Annotated in this window: 15 protein-coding genes and 1 riboswitch; of the genes, 8 read left to right on the top strand and 7 right to left on the bottom strand. The window is 74.6% G+C overall.

All coding sequences use genetic code 11. The features are described from left to right. Positions 1-58: 58 nt before the first annotated feature. From K7G61_RS33955 to tsaA, 4 genes are all read left to right on the top strand, one after another. The gene (locus tag K7G61_RS33955) at positions 59-865 is read left to right on the top strand and encodes an SDR family oxidoreductase (protein WP_225851001.1); all 807 of its coding nucleotides are present in this window, start codon (positions 59-61) and stop codon (positions 863-865) included. A 255-nt stretch (positions 866-1,120) separates the two neighbouring features. After that, complete coding sequence (locus tag K7G61_RS33950; protein WP_225851000.1) at positions 1,121-1,741, top strand: histidine phosphatase family protein; 621 nt, start codon at positions 1,121-1,123, stop codon at positions 1,739-1,741. A gap of 28 nt (positions 1,742-1,769) precedes the next feature. Then, positions 1,770-2,537 carry an SOS response-associated peptidase gene (locus K7G61_RS33945; protein ID WP_225850999.1) on the top strand — a complete coding sequence of 256 codons (768 nt, stop codon included), beginning with the start codon at positions 1,770-1,772 and terminating at the stop codon, positions 2,535-2,537. 72 nt (positions 2,538-2,609) lie between these two features. Next, the gene (tsaA, locus tag K7G61_RS33940; protein ID WP_225850998.1) at positions 2,610-3,089 is read left to right on the top strand and encodes a tRNA (N6-threonylcarbamoyladenosine(37)-N6)-methyltransferase TrmO; all 480 of its coding nucleotides are present in this window, start codon (positions 2,610-2,612) and stop codon (positions 3,087-3,089) included. Positions 3,090-3,116: 27 nt separating this feature from the next. On the opposite strand, the gene K7G61_RS33935 is transcribed toward tsaA, so the two are convergent. From K7G61_RS33935 to K7G61_RS33925, 3 genes are all read right to left on the bottom strand, one after another. Next, complete coding sequence (locus K7G61_RS33935) at positions 3,117-4,070, bottom strand: RNA polymerase sigma-70 factor (protein WP_225850997.1); 954 nt, start codon at positions 4,068-4,070, stop codon at positions 3,117-3,119. 354 nt (positions 4,071-4,424) lie between these two features. Then, a complete protein-coding gene (locus tag K7G61_RS33930) occupies positions 4,425-4,616 on the bottom strand; it encodes a DUF6381 family protein (protein ID WP_225850996.1) in 192 nt (63 codons plus the stop codon). A 124-nt stretch (positions 4,617-4,740) separates the two neighbouring features. After that, positions 4,741-5,235 carry a MarR family winged helix-turn-helix transcriptional regulator gene (locus K7G61_RS33925; RefSeq protein ID WP_225850995.1) on the bottom strand — a complete coding sequence of 165 codons (495 nt, stop codon included), beginning with the start codon at positions 5,233-5,235 and terminating at the stop codon, positions 4,741-4,743. 224 nt (positions 5,236-5,459) lie between these two features. On the opposite strand from K7G61_RS33925, the gene K7G61_RS33920 reads away from it, so the two are divergent. Together K7G61_RS33920 and K7G61_RS33915 are read left to right on the top strand one after the other, a co-directional pair. Beyond that, a complete protein-coding gene (locus K7G61_RS33920; RefSeq protein WP_225850994.1) occupies positions 5,460-7,097 on the top strand; it encodes an MFS transporter in 1,638 nt (545 codons plus the stop codon). A 207-nt stretch (positions 7,098-7,304) separates the two neighbouring features. Continuing rightward, positions 7,305-8,033, top strand: a complete 729-nt coding sequence (locus K7G61_RS33915; RefSeq protein WP_225850993.1) for an SDR family oxidoreductase — start codon at positions 7,305-7,307, stop codon at positions 8,031-8,033. 37 nt (positions 8,034-8,070) lie between these two features. Here the strand turns inward: K7G61_RS33915 and K7G61_RS33910 are convergent, their stop codons facing one another. From K7G61_RS33910 to K7G61_RS37425, 4 genes are all read right to left on the bottom strand, one after another. Then, positions 8,071-9,738: a cytochrome bc complex cytochrome b subunit gene (locus K7G61_RS33910; protein ID WP_374204331.1), complete on the bottom strand. Its 1,668-nt coding sequence runs from the start codon at positions 9,736-9,738 to the stop codon at positions 8,071-8,073. Positions 9,739-9,972: 234 nt separating this feature from the next. Next, positions 9,973-10,875: a (2Fe-2S)-binding protein gene (locus K7G61_RS33905; protein ID WP_263985193.1), complete on the bottom strand. Its 903-nt coding sequence runs from the start codon at positions 10,873-10,875 to the stop codon at positions 9,973-9,975. Between the two features lie 23 nt (positions 10,876-10,898). Then, complete coding sequence (locus K7G61_RS33900; protein ID WP_225850992.1) at positions 10,899-11,768, bottom strand: CbtA family protein; 870 nt, start codon at positions 11,766-11,768, stop codon at positions 10,899-10,901. A gap of 48 nt (positions 11,769-11,816) precedes the next feature. Continuing rightward, positions 11,817-12,086, bottom strand: a complete 270-nt coding sequence (locus K7G61_RS37425) for a CbtB-domain containing protein (RefSeq protein ID WP_374204330.1) — start codon at positions 12,084-12,086, stop codon at positions 11,817-11,819. 38 nt (positions 12,087-12,124) lie between these two features. Further along, positions 12,125-12,272, bottom strand: a riboswitch (cobalamin riboswitch). A gap of 174 nt (positions 12,273-12,446) precedes the next feature. Between K7G61_RS37425 and K7G61_RS33890 the strand changes: the two genes are divergently transcribed. Both K7G61_RS33890 and K7G61_RS33885 read left to right on the top strand, forming a co-directional pair. Beyond that, entirely contained in the window at positions 12,447-14,051 is a 1,605-nt protein-coding gene (locus K7G61_RS33890) for a hypothetical protein (protein ID WP_225850991.1), read from the top strand. Between the two features lie 54 nt (positions 14,052-14,105). After that, the coding region (locus tag K7G61_RS33885; protein ID WP_225850990.1) for a hydrogenase expression protein HypE at positions 14,106-15,193 on the top strand (1,088 nt) is incomplete at its 3' end.

Below are 15,193 nucleotides of genomic sequence, written 5' to 3'. Positions count from 1 at the left end.
AAGGGCGGGGCGGTACGACCGCGCCGCCATCGCTACGCCTCGAAAGAGTGACCCCCTCATGACCACACCTCTGGGAACCGCCCTGATCACCGGCGCCTCCTCCGGCATCGGCGCGGTGTACGCCGACCGGCTGGCCCGGCGCGGACACGACCTGATCCTGGTGGCGCGCAACCGCGACAGGCTGGAGGCCGTCGCCGAGCGGATCACCCGCGAGACCGGCCGCTCGGTAGAGGTACTGACCGCGGACCTCGGCCGGGCCGAGGACCTGCGCCGCGTCGAGCAGGTGCTGCGTACGGACGAGAGCGTCTCGGTGCTGGTGAACAACGCCGGATTCGGCGGGGTGACACCCCTGGTCGACTCCGACGTCGACACCATGGAAGCCATGATCGGCATCAACGTGACCGCGCTGACCCGGCTCACCTACGCGTTCGCGCCCGCCGCGGCCTCCCGGGGCGGTGGCACCCTGATCAACATCGGCTCGATCGTCGCCGTCGTCCCCGAGCTGCTCAACGGCGTCTACGGTGCCTCCAAGGCGTTCGTGCTCGCGCTGAGCCAGTCGCTGCACCACGAGCTGGGGGACAAGGGGCTGCGGGTGCAGGCCGTGCTGCCCGGGGCGACCGCGACGGAATTCTGGGAGATCGCCGGCACCCGGGTGGAGAACCTGCCGCGGGAATGGGTGATGACCGCCGACGACATGGTCGACGCCGCGCTGGCCGGACTGGACGACGGCGAGTTGGTGACCATCCCGGCGCTGCACGACGCGGCCCTGTGGGACACCTACCAGTCCGCCCGGCAGGCGCTGAGCGGCAACCTGTCCAACTCCCGGCCCGCCGAGCGGTACCTGCGCACCACCACCGAGAACTGAGCCCGCTCACCTGGTTGCGAGCGGCCGGAGCGGCCGGCACCGCGGCCGTTCCGCGGGCCCCCGTACGGGCCCCCGGCCGGGTGCCCGTACGGGCGGTTGCCGGGGGCGAGGCCCCGCGCGAGACTGAGGTGTACGAGGAGGGGCTCGCCGCGAACCGCACGCCGTGCCCGCCGAGGCAGGGGCCGCCCGAGGCATCCCGTGGCCCGGCCGGCCGGCGCCACCGGAGGTGGGAGCGATGCTTCCCGGTCCGCCGACATGAGCGCGTCCGACACCGCCCGTCTGGTCGTCCTGCGGCACGCCGAATCGGCGTGGCCGCCGGATGTCGACGACCACGAGCGGCCACTCGGCCCGCGGGGCCTGCGCGACGCGCCCGCGGTCGGCCGCTGGCTGCGGGAGAACGAGTGCGTGCCCGACCTGGTCGTGTGCTCCACCGCCCGCCGGGCCCGCGACACCTGGGCCCTGATGGCGCCGGAACTGGGCGGCGCCGTGCCGGAGGTCGTCCAGGAACGGGGGGTCTACCGGGCGACGGCGGCCGGCCTGCTGGCTCTCGTACGGCGTATCCCCGAGGAGCGGCGGACCGTGCTGCTCATCGGGCACAAGGCCGGCGTGCAGGACCTCGTCCTGTCCCTGGCGGGCGACGCGGGGGAGCCGGGGGAGCCGGGGGAGCCCGGTGAGCCCCGGCGGGCAGCCGGCGGGGCCGAGGGGGCCCGCGGCGGCGAAGGCACGGGCGGCGGCGGCACGCTGGTCTGGGCCCGGTCGATCTTCCCCACCTGCGCCCTGGCCGTGCTGGCGGTGCCCGGCCGCTGGGCGGACCTCGGTCCTGACGGCGCCGTGCTGACCGTCTTCGCCGTCCCCCGGGGCCGCCGCGAGAGCTGATCGGGCGCCGCGGTGGCAGGGTGGAGGGATGTGCGGTCGCTATGTCTCCACCCGCAGCCCGCAGGAGCTGGCCGGCGTGTTCGGGGTCGACCGGTGGGATCCCCGTGAGGACCTCGCGCCGAGCTGGAACGTGGCGCCGACCGACGAGGTGTGGTCGGTGCTGGAGCGCCAGGACCGCGCGACCGGCGAGGTGGCGCGGCAGCTCAGGCCGCTGCGCTGGGGCCTGGTGCCGTCCTGGGCGAAGGACCCGTCGGTGGGGTCCCGGATGATCAACGCCCGGGTGGAGACCGTCGCGGACAAACCGGCCTTCCGGCGGGCCTTCGCGCGGCGCCGCTGCCTGCTGCCGGCCGACGGCTTCTACGAGTGGCAGTCCGTGCCGGGCCCCGGCGGCAAGGGCAGGCCGCGCAAGCAGCCGTACTTCATCCGCCCCGAGGACGGGCAGCTGATGGCACTGGCCGGGCTGTACGAGTTCTGGCGCGATCCGCGGGCCGGCGACGACCACGATCCCGGGGCCTGGCTGACCACCTGCACGGTCATCACCACCGACGCCGCCGACGCCGCCGGGCGGATCCACCCGCGCATGCCCCTGGCCATCGCGCCGCGCCACTGGGACGCCTGGCTCGACCCCGACCGCCAGGACGCCGAGGACCTGCGTTCCCTGCTGAGCCCCCCGGCCGACGGCCGGCTCGACGCCCGCCCGGTGTCCCCGGCCGTGAACGACGTGCGCAACAACGGCCCGGAACTGCTGGAGGAGCCCCCCGCCGGAACGGCCCCGGCACCCGGCGCCCCCTCGTGACGCCCGTCCCCGCGGCCGCGGTCCACCGCGCGCGGGGCCGTACGAGGCCGGGATCACGCTCCCGGACCCGGCATGATCCGCGCCCGGCATACATTGCTGTGGACCGGCCGCACGGCCCACCGCTGCCAGAAGGGACTCAAGGACCCCGTGACCGACTACACGCTGCGCCCGGTGGGGCGCGTCGAGTCGGCGCTCGCCGATCCGGCGTCGGCCCCCCGGCAGCCCGACGAGGGCGCTCCCGACGCCTGGCTGGTCTTCGACGAGCGGTACGCGCCCGCCCTGGACGGGCTGGCACCCGGCACCGACGTCCTGCTGCTCACCTGGCTGGACCGCGCCGACCGCGACGCTCTCACCGTCCACCCGCGCGGTGACCGGACCCGGCCGCTCAGCGGCGTGTTCGCCACGCGCGCTCCGCACCGGCCCAACCCGATCGGCCTGCACACCGTCCACGTCATCGCCGTCGAGGGCGCCCGCGTCCACGTCCGCAACCTCGAAGCGGTCGACGGCACGCCCGTCCTGGACGTCAAACCGATCCTCACCGAGGACCGCTGACGACGGGCGGCCCGCACGGCCCCGCCCTCACACCGGAGGCCCGGGGGGCCTGGGCGCGGACCGGCGGAAACGGTTCGCCTCGCGCAGCGCCGCCCAGGCGTCGGCCACCGGCCCCACGTGCCTGAGCTTGTCCGGGTTGAGGACGGTCCTGATCGTCCGGATCCGTCCGTCCAGGATCTCCAGCACCCAGGCGCTGTAGACCTTGCCGTCGCGGTCGCGGAGGATCGCGCCCGGCCGCCCGTTGACCTCGCGGCGCTCCAGGACACCGCCGATGTGGCGGAACGCCGGGGCGAACGCGGCGAGCAGCGGGACCGCCTTGCCGGCGCCGAAGGTGCCCCGCTCGTTCCACAGCGGGGCCTTGCCGCCCGCGTCGCCGATGATGGCCACGTCGGCGGCGAGCAGCTCACGCAGGCTCTCGACGTCGCCCTCGGCAAAGGCGTCGAAGAACCGCGCCGCCAGTTCCTCGCGCTCCGTCCGGCCGGCCTCGAAGCGGGGCCGTCCCTCGTCCATGTGGCGCCGGGCACGCACCGCGAGCTGGCGGCACGCCGCCTCCGAGCGCCCCACCGCGGCGGCGACCTCGGGGAACCCGAAGGCGAAGACCTCCCGCAGCACGAACACCGCGCGTTCCAGCGGGCTCAGCCGCTCCAGCAGCAGCAAGGCGGCCATCGACAGCGAGTCGGCGAGCTCCGCCGCCCGCTCCGGGTCCTGGTACGGGTCGGTGAGCAGCGGCTCGGGCAGCCACGGCCCCACGTACTCCTCCCGCCGCACCCGCGCCGAGCGCAGCACGTCGATGCAGACGCGGGTGACCACGGCCGACAGGTACGCCTTGGCCGACGCGGGCCGGACCGCGGCGCCCTGGTAGCGCAGCCACGTCTCCTGGACCGCGTCCTCCGCCTCGCCGACGCTGCCGAGGATCCGGTACGCGATCGAGAACAGCAGCGGCCGCAGCTCCTCGAACTCCTCGACACGGGCGCGGGTCACACCGGACCCCCTGCCCCGAGCCCGGCCCTCCCTCGGGCCCTTCCGGTCCCCCCGGCCGCCGGCGTGCCGCTGCCGCCGGGCGGCATCCCGGGGAACCAGGTGCGGCACCGCGCCGGCCGCGTACCGGCCCCGCGCGCCGCCGGACCTCCCGTTCCACCCGCCACGCACACCCGCACGGTTCCCGCCTTCCCCGGCCCGGGGACGCGTGCGCGCCCCGGGTCCATGTCCGCGTATCTCCAGGTCTCTCCATGACCGCAGACGACGCGGCCGGGCCCGGTGTGACATCGGTGCGGTGATATCAGGCCACCAGGGGCACCCCTGGCGCGGCGCCCGGGGCGCGTGCCGGACGTCCGGTCATTCGACGGGGTAGATGTCCCCGGCGGCCATCATGCTCTCCTGGGCGATCTCGAACTCCAGCCGCCGGATCCGCTCCCGCAGGCGGTCGCGCTCGGCCGGATCGTCGGTGCGCCGGGCCTCGGCGTCGAGCCTGCGCGCCTCTTCCCGCATGCGCCGGATGTCCTCGTGTGGGTCCTGTGTGCCGCTCATGATGGTGCCTCGCCCTGTGCGCCGGGAACCGTCCCCTTCCAGCCAAACAGGCGGGCAGGGCGAACGCCACCGGGCGGGCGGCGCCGGATCCGGCGGGTGTACGGGGGCGGGCGGCGCCCGGGGCTCAGCCGGTGACCCGCTCCGGCCACAGCGGCGCGACGGGCGGGTCGTCGCCCTCCAACTCGGCCACGATGCGCCGCAACTGGCCGATGAACTCCTCGGCGTCGCCGCCCTCAAGGGCGCCGGTCATCCGGGCGTCCGCCTTGGCGACGAGCGCGCGCCCCTCGTCGACGCCCCGCGTCCCGCCGGGGGTGAGCTCGAAGAGCTGGACGCGCTTGTGGACCGGGTGCGGGCGGCGGGTGAGCCAGCCCAGCTCGACGAGCTGGTTCATCGCGACGGTCACGGTCTGCGGGGTCACCCGCAGCGCGCGGGCCAGGTCCGCCGCGGACAGCGGTCCGTGCTCCTGCACGTTGGCCGCCAGGGCGAGCTGGGTGAGGGTCACGCCCAGTCCCGTCAGCGACTCCTGCACCCGCCGCTGTGCCGCCTGGTGCGCACGCCACAGCACGTGCGTCAGCCCCTCGCGCCACGGTCTGGGCTCGGCCCGCGATTCGGTCGGCATGTCCGCACCTTTCTGCCGCGGCCCGCTCCGGCCGGCCGCGACGCTGCTCCCGCCTGCTGCGTTCCCCGCCTGTCCCGTCGCCCGCCGGTCCACGCCGGCGCGCCCACGGCGGCGGGGCCAGTCTACGGCAGCCGGGCATGATGACAGTCGTTTGTTATAGTCACAGGAGCTTGTTAACTTGTTCGATGACTGCTTTTTGTCCCCGTCGGTCAGGAAGGGAAGCCATGAGCGAGGCGACCGCGGCCGGGCACACCCCGGAAGCTGCGGCAGGACGCGGCCCGGCACTGACGACAGCGCTCGCGTGCCTGGGTGTCTTCGCGTCCTACGTGCCGGTCGGGGGTGTGTCCGTCGCGCTGCCCACCGTCCAGCGCGAGTTGCACGCCTCCACCTCCGACCTGCAGTGGATCAGCGACGCGTTCGTCCTGGCGATGGCGGCGCTGATCCTCACCTTCGGGCTGATCGGCGACAAGTACGGCCGCAAGAAGGCGTACGTGGGCGGCATGGCGCTGTTCACGGCCGGGTCCTCGGTGAGTCTGACCGCGCACGGCGCCCCGCAGCTCTGGCTGGGGCAGGCGCTGTCGGGGGCGGGCGCCGCAGCCCTGCTGACCTCGACGCTCGCCCTGGTCAGCCACGCGTACCCGGACTTCCGCGGCCGGGCCAGGGCCATCGCGGCCTGGGCCACCTGCCTCGGGCTCGGCATCGCGCTCGGTCCGCTGGTCAGCGGCGTCATCCTGGACCACGCCGGCTGGCGGTGGATCTTCCTGCCGCCGCTGTGCGTCGCGGCCGCGGGACTGCTCACCGCGGTCTTCCTGCTGGAGGACTCCAGGGCGCCGCACCCCCGGCGGCTGGACGTCCCCGGCCAGACCACGGCGGTGCTGGGGATCGCCGCCCTGGTCTACGGGGTGATCGAGGGCGGGTCCTCCGGCTGGGGGACGGGCGAGGCGATCGGCGCCTTCGTGGTGGCGGCGCTCTCCTTGACCGCCTTCGTGATGGTGGAGCGCCGTTCGCAGTCGCCGATGCTGTCGATGAGCCTGTTCTCCTCCCGGGCCTACACCGGCGCGGGCGTGGCCATCGCGCTGTCGATGTTCGCGCTGGTCGGCCTGGTCTTCCTGCTCAGCCTCTTCTTCGGGCAGGTGCAGGGGCTGACGGCGCTGCAGATCGGCTGGCGCTTCCTGGTGCCCTTCGGCCTGATGGTGGCCGCCGGCCCCTTCGTCGGCCGGCTGATGGGACGGGTGGCGCCGGGGCTGCTGCTGGTGCTGGGGCTCGCGGTGACCGCGGGTGGCACCTTCGCTCTGCTCACGCTCACCCCCGGCAGCGGCTTCGTGGCCGCCGCGGCGCCGCTGGCTGCGGTCGGCCTCGGCTTCGCCTTCGTGATGACCCCGGTCACCGCCATAGCCGTGGGCAGCGTGCCGCACCACCTGGCGGGCATGGCCGGTACGGGCAACAACACCCTGCGCCAGGCCGGCGGCGCGCTGGGGCCGGCCGTCCTCGGCGCGGTCCTCACCAGCCGCGAGACGGGCGCGCTGCCGGGCCGGCTGGCCGGATCCGGGCTGTCCGCCCAGGACCGGGCCCACGTCCGGCAGCAGGTCGCCCTGCACGGCAACCGCGCCGCGGCCCACCTCGGCCTGCCCCCGGCGCCGACCGCCCGCGCCCTGCACGCCTTCGGCCTGGCCTTCACCGACGGTCTGCACGTGTGCCTGACCCTGTGCGGCTCGGCGCTGCTGGCCGCGGGCGGGCTCGTGGTGTTCACGGTCGGGGTGCGCCGGCCGCACGGCCCCGCCAGGCTCCACGCCGTCGAGCCCGTGCCCGCGCCGGCCGCACAGGCGGAGAACGCGGAGAAGGCGGCGCGGCCGGCGCCGTGAGAGCGCGGCGGGCGGGAATCGCCGCAAGGGGCGACGGCCACCACCGGCGCGACGGCCGGGACCGCGGCCCGCGCGAGGGCCCGGATCACGGCCGGCACCGCGATCGGCTCAGGACCGGCGCCGCGGTCCGCACCACGACCGGCGACAGGACCAAGGATCGGGTATATCCCGCATTACGGACAATCCACTTCTCAGGAAGGGCATATCGTGAAGTTCGCAGTCATCGGCGGTACCGGGCTGATCGGATCGCAGGTCGTCAAGGACCTGAACGCCGCCGGGCACGAGGCGGTGCCGCACTCGCAGTCCACCGGGGTCGACGTCGTCAGCGGCCAGGGGGTGGACGAGGCGGTCGCGGGAGCCGACGTCGTCGTCAACCTCACCAACTCCCCGACCTTCGACGAGGCGTCCCTGGACTTCTTCCGGACCTCCATGGACAAGCTGCTGGCCGCGGCCCACAAGGCGGGCGTCCGCCACTTCGTGGTCCTGTCGATCGTCGGTGTGGACCAGGTGCCCGAGCTGGACTACTACCGCGCCAAGGTGCTCCAGGAGCAGATCCTCGCCGCCGGACCCGTGCCGTACTCGATCGTCCGCGCCACGCAGTTCATGGAGTTCATGGACGCGGCCATGTCCTGGACGTCGGACGCCGACACCGTGCGGCTGCCCGCCACCCCGATCCAGCCGATCGCCGCCAAGGACGTGGCCGCCGCGGTCGCGGACGTCGCCGCGGGCGCCCCGCTGAACGGCATCCGCAACGTCGGCGGCCCCGACGTCTTCACCCTGGACGAGCTGGGCCGGATCACCCTGTCCCGCAAGGGCGACAGCCGGACCGTCGTCACCGACCCCTCCGCCGGCATGTTCGCCGCCGTCAAGGGCGACGTCCTCACCGACAGGAACGCCCACCTCGCGCCCACGCGCTACACCGACTGGCTCTCCTGACCCGCAGCGGCCGGGAAGGGGTACGGGCCGGGCACCCCTACCGGCGCCGTTCCCGCTCCGGCCGCTGCTCGGGGTGGTGGGCCCAGTACTCCTCCGCCGTCGGCTTCGCGATCCGGCCCCCGTCCCCGTACATCGCCCGCGACAGCCGCGCGCGCAACCGCGCCAGGCGCGGGACGGCGGCGGGGGCGGGCGCCGGGCGGGTCCCGCCCGGGGGCGCGGGCCGGGCGGTGAGCGGCTGCGGCTGGTCGTGGGCGGTGAGGACGTGCAGCTTCTCCTGGGACAGCAGGGAGTGCACCTCGACGTACTCGCCGTGCGTCAGGCGCTTGACGACCCCGGTCTCCCTGCCGTGCAGGACCCGGTCGCGGTCACGGCGCTGCAGGCCGAGCGCGATCCTCTTCGCGCAGAAGTAGACGAAGGGCGGGAGCAGGAAGAACGCGACACGGCAGGTCCAGGTGACCGCGTTGACGGACAGGTGGAAGCGGGTGGCGACGATGTCGTTGCCGGCCGCCCCCAGCAGGAGGGCGTACAGGCTGATCCACGCCGCCCCCAGCGCGGTGCGCACCGGGCGGTTGCGCGGCCTGTCCAGGAGGTGGTGGTCGCGGTCGTCCCCGGTGAGCCACGCCTCGGCGAACGGATAGACGCCGATGACGAGCAGGACGGCGCCGAAGACCAGCAGCGGGACCAGGACGTCCATGACCAGGGTGTGGCCCCACAGGCGGATCTCCCAGCCCGGCATGATGCGTTCCAGCCCGTCCGCGAACCCCATGTACCAGTCGGGCTGGGAGCCGGCCGAGACCTGGTCCGGGCGGTAGGGCCCGTACAGCCAGACCGGGTTGATCTGGGCCACCGCCGCGACGACCGCGATCACGCCGGACACGAGGAAGAAGAAGCCGCCCGTCTTGGCGGCGCGCCGCCACAGGAGCGGCACGCCCACGATGTTGGCGTTCGTACGCCCGGGCCCGGCGTGCTGGGTGTGCCTGTGACGGAACAGCAGGATCATGTGCGCCGCCACCATGGCCAGCATGGCCCCCGGGATCACCAGGAGGTGGAGGGAGAAGAAGCGCTCCACGTAGTCCGCCCCGGGGAACTCGCCGCCGAAGAGGAACTGCGAGAGGTAGGTCCCCACGATCGGCGCGGACAGGATCCCGCCCTGGACGACGCGCAGCCCCGTCCCCGACAGCAGGTCGTCCGGGAGGTCGTACCCCGTCAGACCCGCGAACATCGCCAGCGGGAACAGGGTGAACCCGACGAGCCAGTTGAACTCGCGCGGCCCCCGGAACGCCCCGGTGAAGAAGACCCGCATCATGTGCACGATGATGCCGCCCACCAGGATCGCCGCCGCCCAGTGGTGCATCTGCCGGATCAGCAGTCCGCCGCGCACGTCCAGGCTGATGTGCAGCACGGACGCGTACGCCTGCGACATCCGCACGCCCCGCAGCGGCGCGTAGCCGCCCTGGTAGACCACCGCGTTCATCGACGGGCGGAAGAAGAAGGTGAGGTACAGCCCGGTCAGCAGGAGCAGGAGGAAGCTGTAGAGGCAGATCTCCCCGAGCACGAAGGACCAGTGGTCGGGGAAGGTCGTGCGCATGTTGGCCTTGAGCCACGGGACCAGCGCGGTTCTGGTGTCGAACCAGTGGGCGATCCGGGAGCCCGCGGCGGGACCGGGATCCTCGGGGGGACGGGACCGGGTTCTGGCGTCGCGCAATTCCTTCTCCCGAGAGCCGTGAACGGGGCGCGCCGGTGTCGCGGGGCCGGCGGCCCGGGCGGGCGCCGGTCGTTTTCGCGAGTATGCCTCCCGCGGGGAAGCGGACGGGCGCTGCCGCGCCGTGCTGACCTGCGCTGCCGTCCGTACGGCGGTCGGCGGACCGGCCGCGCGGGGGTCCGCGCAGGCTGCTCCCCGGCGGGCGTCCCCCGGCGGGGCCCGCTCGGCGGGCTCCGCTCAGCGGCGGGTGGTCAGGACGCAGTCGCCGCACACCGCGCGGGCGGGCCCGGGCGCGGCACGGTAGATCAGGCAGCAGTTCGTGCGCCGGAAGGGGGCGCCACCGGGGCCGCGCGGGCCGCCGCGGCCGCCGGTCGCGCTGTGCGCGAGCCGGGGATGGTCCAGGAGCAGCGCCGCGACCCGCCCGGCCGCGGCGGCGTGGCCGGGCGCCGCGGCGGCGATCCCGGCGGCGGCCCCGTTGACGGCGGAGGCCACGTTCCCCCACAGCACCCGCCGGGAGACCGACAGCGCCGCGGTGGCCTCGGCCAGCTCCGCCATCGGGCCGTCGAGCAGGCCGGCCGCCCAGCGGGCGGCGCCGGAGGCGGTGAACGGCGCGCGCCCCAGGTCCGCGAGGTCCGCGTACGGCAGGGACAGCGGGAACGGGCCGCCGAGCACCGGCTGCCAGTGCGCCGCGTCCAGGTCGAGGTCCGGCGCGGCCCGGTGGACGGCGGCGAGGGCCAGCAGCGGTGACAGCAGCCGCGCGGCAAGGCCCAGGTGCGTCACCGAGGCGGCCACGCGCGGCTCGACCGCCTCGGGCGGGCGGCCGCCGCCCGCGGCGAGACGTTCCCGGACCAGGGCCGCCCGCTCCAGCAGGACGGCCGGGTCCCGCGTCACCTCCCGTACCGGGCGCCACGGCGGGCCGGGCACGGGCCGGATGTGCACGTCGAAGGCGAAGAAGGGGCCGAGGCCCGCGATGTCGCGGGGCGCCGCGATGTGGTGAGGCGCCGCGATGTGGTGAGGCGCCGCGACGCGCGGCTCACCCGGCCCACCCGGATCCGGGCCGTTCGCGCCGCCGGGCGCGGCGCCGGTCGTACCGCCGTCGTCCGTACTGCCGTTCGCGCCGCCGGTCGTGCCGCCATGCATGCCGCCGGCCGTACCGCCGCCGTTCACGCGGGCGTCAGCGGGGCCGGCCGGGGCGGCGTCGCGGCCCCCGGTCCCGGACGGGGTGTCAGCAGGCGCTCGGCCAGGGGGCCGAAGGCCAGCCCGATCACGGCCCACAGCAGGCCCTGCGCGGCGACCGAGTACAGGCGGAACGAGAACAGGGTGTCGGCGGGGAAGCCGGGGTAGACGATCGCTCCCCGGGCGTCCCTGAGCGGCAGCGGTGTCTCGGTGGCGTGGTGTCCGTACTCGCTGACGTTGACGGCCAGTTCGCCCGGCGACGGCAGCAGCGCCATCACCACGCCGGTCACGACCGCGAAGCCGGCCAGCGCCAGCAGGGTGGCGTTCCAGTTGCCGAAGCGGGGGGCCAGGCGCCTGCCCAGCACGACCGCGGCGACCAGGAGGGCCAGCGAGCAGGCGACCATCGCCAGATAGAGGTCGCCGCGGTCGCGAATGGTCTCCGGGTGGCCGACGGCCGGCGGGGCGGCCGGGTACTTCAGGAACGGGACGAAGTAGATCCCGAGGAAGCCGCCCCCCGCCACCAGCATCGCCAGGGCACGCGGCCGCAGCCCGCCGACGCGGCCCAGGCACACCGCGTAGACGACGGCGAACAGCGCGCCCATGGCCATGCCGAAGGCGATCATGCCCACGCCGATGCCGACATCGGCCTGGATCGTACGGCTGAACAGGTCGGGGCCGGGTGCCTCGGCGGGCAGCCCGGCGGCCCTGTCCAGCGCGGCCTGCGCGGCGTCCCTGCCGTGTTCGTACCTGATCGCGGCGCTGATCTGCGGCTCGGCGAAGATCCGGGCGAACAGGTACGCGAGCAGGCCCGCGAGGGCGCCGGCGAGCACGCCGCGCAGGACGAGTTTCTTCTCCATGTCGAGTTGTCCGTGCTTCCTCGTGCTTCCCGGGGTTTCCCGCGGAGGTCAGTGGCAGGGGAAGCCGAGGAAGTGGCGCGCGTCGTGGACGAACTCGTGGACGTGCGTGTCCTTGCCGAACACGGAGTAGGCGCCCTGGTCGACGCCGACGAAGTAGTAGACCGCCAGGGCGATCAGGGCGGTGCCCAGCAGCCACAGCGCGGCCTTGGCGGCGGGCAGGACGAGCGGGGTCGCGGAGTCGGTGGTCGCGGCGGCGGGCGCCGTCGTCGACGCGGTCGCGGTACCGGTGACGGATGCGGGGGCGGACAGACTGCTCACGGGAAGTGCCTCCTTCTCGGGGATCGTGCGTCCCTCGGCCAGTGGAGCGTCGTGACGGCGGAGTATCTGACTGCGGCCCCTCCTGTCGGCGGAGCCTTCACAGTGGCGCGACCGTGCTGGATTCCCACCAGCTTCCTCGTGCCGTCACTGCTGTGGAGCGTACGGACGGTCATGCGGGCGCGTCAATCGGCCCGGGGGCGGGGACATGCCACATGTGCGCCATCCGGCCGTATCCGACGGGCCGTCACCCCCCCTCCGGTAGCCCGATTGCCCCAGCGAATGGGACACAGCAGGCGATACGTGGCAAACAGTGAGAGCGTGGCCGAGGGGCGGGGACGAACGACCGAGCGGAGGCCCATGATGACGAGTGCCCCGGCGCGGGCCGGGTCGCGCCGGGAGCGGCCGGCGGACCCCGGGTTCGCCCGGCTGCGCGCGGTCGCCGACGCGGTCCTGTACGAGGGGTACCTGCTGTACCCGTACCGGCGCTCCTCGCCCAAGAACCGGGTCCGCTGGCAGTTCGGCGTCCTCGCGCCCCGCGAGTGGGTGGAGGCGGACGGTCCTGTCGTACCCCAGCTCGCCGGGTCCGCCGAGTCCTGGCGGCAGCAGACCGAGTGCCTGTTCACGGCCGGTGCCGGTGCCGGTGCCGGCCCCGGTGCCGACGCCGACGCCGGGGCCGTGGTCCATGTGCGGGTGCGCTATCTGCAGGTGCAGCGCAAGCAGGTCGAACGCCTGGCCGACGACGGCCGCTACGTCCCGGTGGAGTCCCTGGAGAGCGGGGGCCGGGTCCACCTGAGCGTCGACGAGGCGGTGCCGCGGGAGGCCGACCTCGTCGTCCCGGTGGCGGAACTGCTGTGCGGCGAGCGGGAGTTCGACATCGGCGCGCCGGGCGGTGAGGAGACCGTGACGCCGGCCGACGGCGTCCGGGTGGTACGCACCCGTGAACCGGTCCAGGCCCGGACGACCGTACGCGCGTGGCGGGTCGAGCCCGGACCCGGCGCCGGGTCGCGGACGGCCTTCCGGCTGCGGGTGCGTACGGAGAACACCGGGCAGGCGGCGCCGGGCATCCCGCGGGAGGAGGCGCTGCGCCGGTCGCTGATCGCCGCCCACACGTTCCTCGGCGGCGCCGCGGTGGAGTTCGTGTCGCCGGTCGACCCGCCCGCATGGGCCGCGCGGGCCGCCGCCGGGTGCCGCAACCTGCACACCTTCCCGGTCCTCGCGGGCGCGCCGGGCACGCGCGACCTGATGCTGTCCTCGCCGATCATCCTGCCGGACCACCCGCAGGTCGCCCCGGAGAGCCCCGGCGACCTGCACGACGCTGCCGAGATCGACGAGATCCTCAGCCTGCGCACGCTCCTGCTCACCGACGAGGAGAAACGGGAGGCCCGCGCCACCGACCCGCGCGCCGCCGCGATCCTCGACCGCGTCGAGACCATGCCCCCGGAGGTCTTCGGCCGCCTGCACGGCGCGATCCGCTCCCTGCGGCCGTCGCAGCGGCAACGGTCCGTGTCGCCGTCGCCCCGGCCGCCGCTCCCCGAACCGCCGTCGCCCGAAACGCCGTTGGCCGGCGGGCCGTCGCCGGAGGCCGCGGCCGCGGCGCCGTGGTGGCGGGAAGGCGGCGACGAGGGCCTGTCCCCGGCCACCGACGAGGTGGTGGTCGACGGCGTGCCGGTCGCCAGGGGCAGCACCGTACGGCTGCGCCCGCGGCGGCGCGGCGCCGACGCGCAGGACATGTTCCTCGACGGACGCGCCGCCCGGGTGGAGGGCGTGTTCCACGACGTCGACGGCAGCGTGCACCTGGCCGTCACCCTCCTGGACGACCCGGCCGCCGAACTCCACGGCTGGTACGGCCGGTTCCACTACTTCCGCCCGGACGAGGTGCTGCCGCGAGGCCGCGACGGCCTGCGGCCGCCCGCCGCCCCCGGGGAGGACAGGCCCGATGGACGCCCCCCAGCCGTTGACGCGTGACCACCGCATGGTCGGGCAGCCCCTGCGCGACCGCCCGCGAAGGAGGACCAGGACATGAGTATCGAGAGCGGCACCACGAGCGTGGCGGAGCACCCGGCCGCGGCGGCGGCGCGCGAGGGCTTCGAGGAGATCGACATCCTGTGGATCTCCGAGGGCCTGAGCTGCGACGGCGACACGGTGTCGATGACCGCGTCGGACCAGCCGGCCATCGAGGACGTCGTGGCCGGGCTGATCCCGGGACTGCCGAAGGTGAACCTGCACAACAAGGTGCTCTCGCCGACCCTGGGCGGCGAGGAGTTCCTGGCGCCGTTCCGGGCCGCGGCACGCGGCGAGCTGGGCCCGTTCATCCTCGTCGTCGAGGGCTCGATCCCCAACCAGGACATCATCGAGGGCGACGGCTACTGGACCTCGTTCGGCAACGACGAGCAGACCGGCGAACCGCTGCCCCTCAACTGGTGGCTCGACCGGCTCGCCCCCCAGGCGTGGGCGGTGGTCGCGGTGGGCACCTGCGCCACGTACGGCGGGATCCACGCGATGGCCGGCAACCCGACCGGCGCCATGGGGCTGGCCGACTACCTGGGCTGGGACTTCAGGTCCCGCGGCGAGCTGCCCGTGGTCAACGTGCCCGGCTGCCCGATCCAGCCGGAGAACTTCATGGAGACCCTGACCTGGGTGCTCTACCACGCAGCGGGCGCCGCCCCGCCGCCCCCGCTCGACCACATGCTGCGGCCGACGTGGCTGTTCGGTAAGACCGTCCACGAGGGCTGCGACCGCGCCGCGTACTACGAGCAGGGCGACTTCGCGAAGGACTACAACTCGCCCAAGTGCCAGGTCAAGATCGGCTGCTGGGGCCCGGTCGTCAACTGCAACGTGCCCAAGCGCGGCTGGATGGCCGGCATCGGCGGCTGCCCGAACGTGGGCGGCATCTGCATCGGCTGCACCATGCCCGGCTTCCCCGACGCCTTCATGCCGTTCATGGACGAGCCGGCCGGCGGCGCCCTGTCCTCCATGCTCGTCAAGCCGTACGGGGCCGTGATCCGCCGGCTGCGCGGCATCACCAACATCGCCGTCAACCGCGAACCGAAGTGGCGCCGCAGGGGCCACGAGCTGACCAGCGGCTACGACCCGTACTACCGCCCCTG

Origin of the sequence: Streptomyces sp. HPF1205, assembly GCF_020400825.1 — a bacterium.
In the GTDB taxonomy this organism is placed as follows: domain Bacteria; phylum Actinomycetota; class Actinomycetes; order Streptomycetales; family Streptomycetaceae; genus Actinacidiphila.
This window is presented reverse-complemented; position numbering and strand designations above follow the sequence as displayed.

Bases quoted from the DNA above. Each gene is read 5' to 3' on its own strand.
- K7G61_RS33955 (WP_225851001.1), top strand. From the start codon at position 59: ATGACCACACCTCTGGGAACCGCCCTGATCACCGGCGCCTCCTCCGGC.
- K7G61_RS33950 (WP_225851000.1), top strand. From the start codon at position 1,121: ATGAGCGCGTCCGACACCGCCCGTCTGGTCGTCCTGCGGCACGCCGAA.
- K7G61_RS33945 (WP_225850999.1), top strand. From the start codon at position 1,770: ATGTGCGGTCGCTATGTCTCCACCCGCAGCCCGCAGGAGCTGGCCGGC.
- tsaA (WP_225850998.1), top strand. From the start codon at position 2,610: ATGATCCGCGCCCGGCATACATTGCTGTGGACCGGCCGCACGGCCCAC.
- K7G61_RS33930 (WP_225850996.1), bottom strand. From the start codon at position 4,616: ATGAGCGGCACACAGGACCCACACGAGGACATCCGGCGCATGCGGGAA.
- K7G61_RS33925 (WP_225850995.1), bottom strand. From the start codon at position 5,235: ATGCCGACCGAATCGCGGGCCGAGCCCAGACCGTGGCGCGAGGGGCTG.
- K7G61_RS33920 (WP_225850994.1), top strand. From the start codon at position 5,460: ATGAGCGAGGCGACCGCGGCCGGGCACACCCCGGAAGCTGCGGCAGGA.
- K7G61_RS33905 (WP_263985193.1), bottom strand. From the start codon at position 10,875: ATGCATGGCGGCACGACCGGCGGCGCGAACGGCAGTACGGACGACGGC.
- K7G61_RS33900 (WP_225850992.1), bottom strand. From the start codon at position 11,768: ATGGAGAAGAAACTCGTCCTGCGCGGCGTGCTCGCCGGCGCCCTCGCG.
- K7G61_RS33890 (WP_225850991.1), top strand. From the start codon at position 12,447: ATGACGAGTGCCCCGGCGCGGGCCGGGTCGCGCCGGGAGCGGCCGGCG.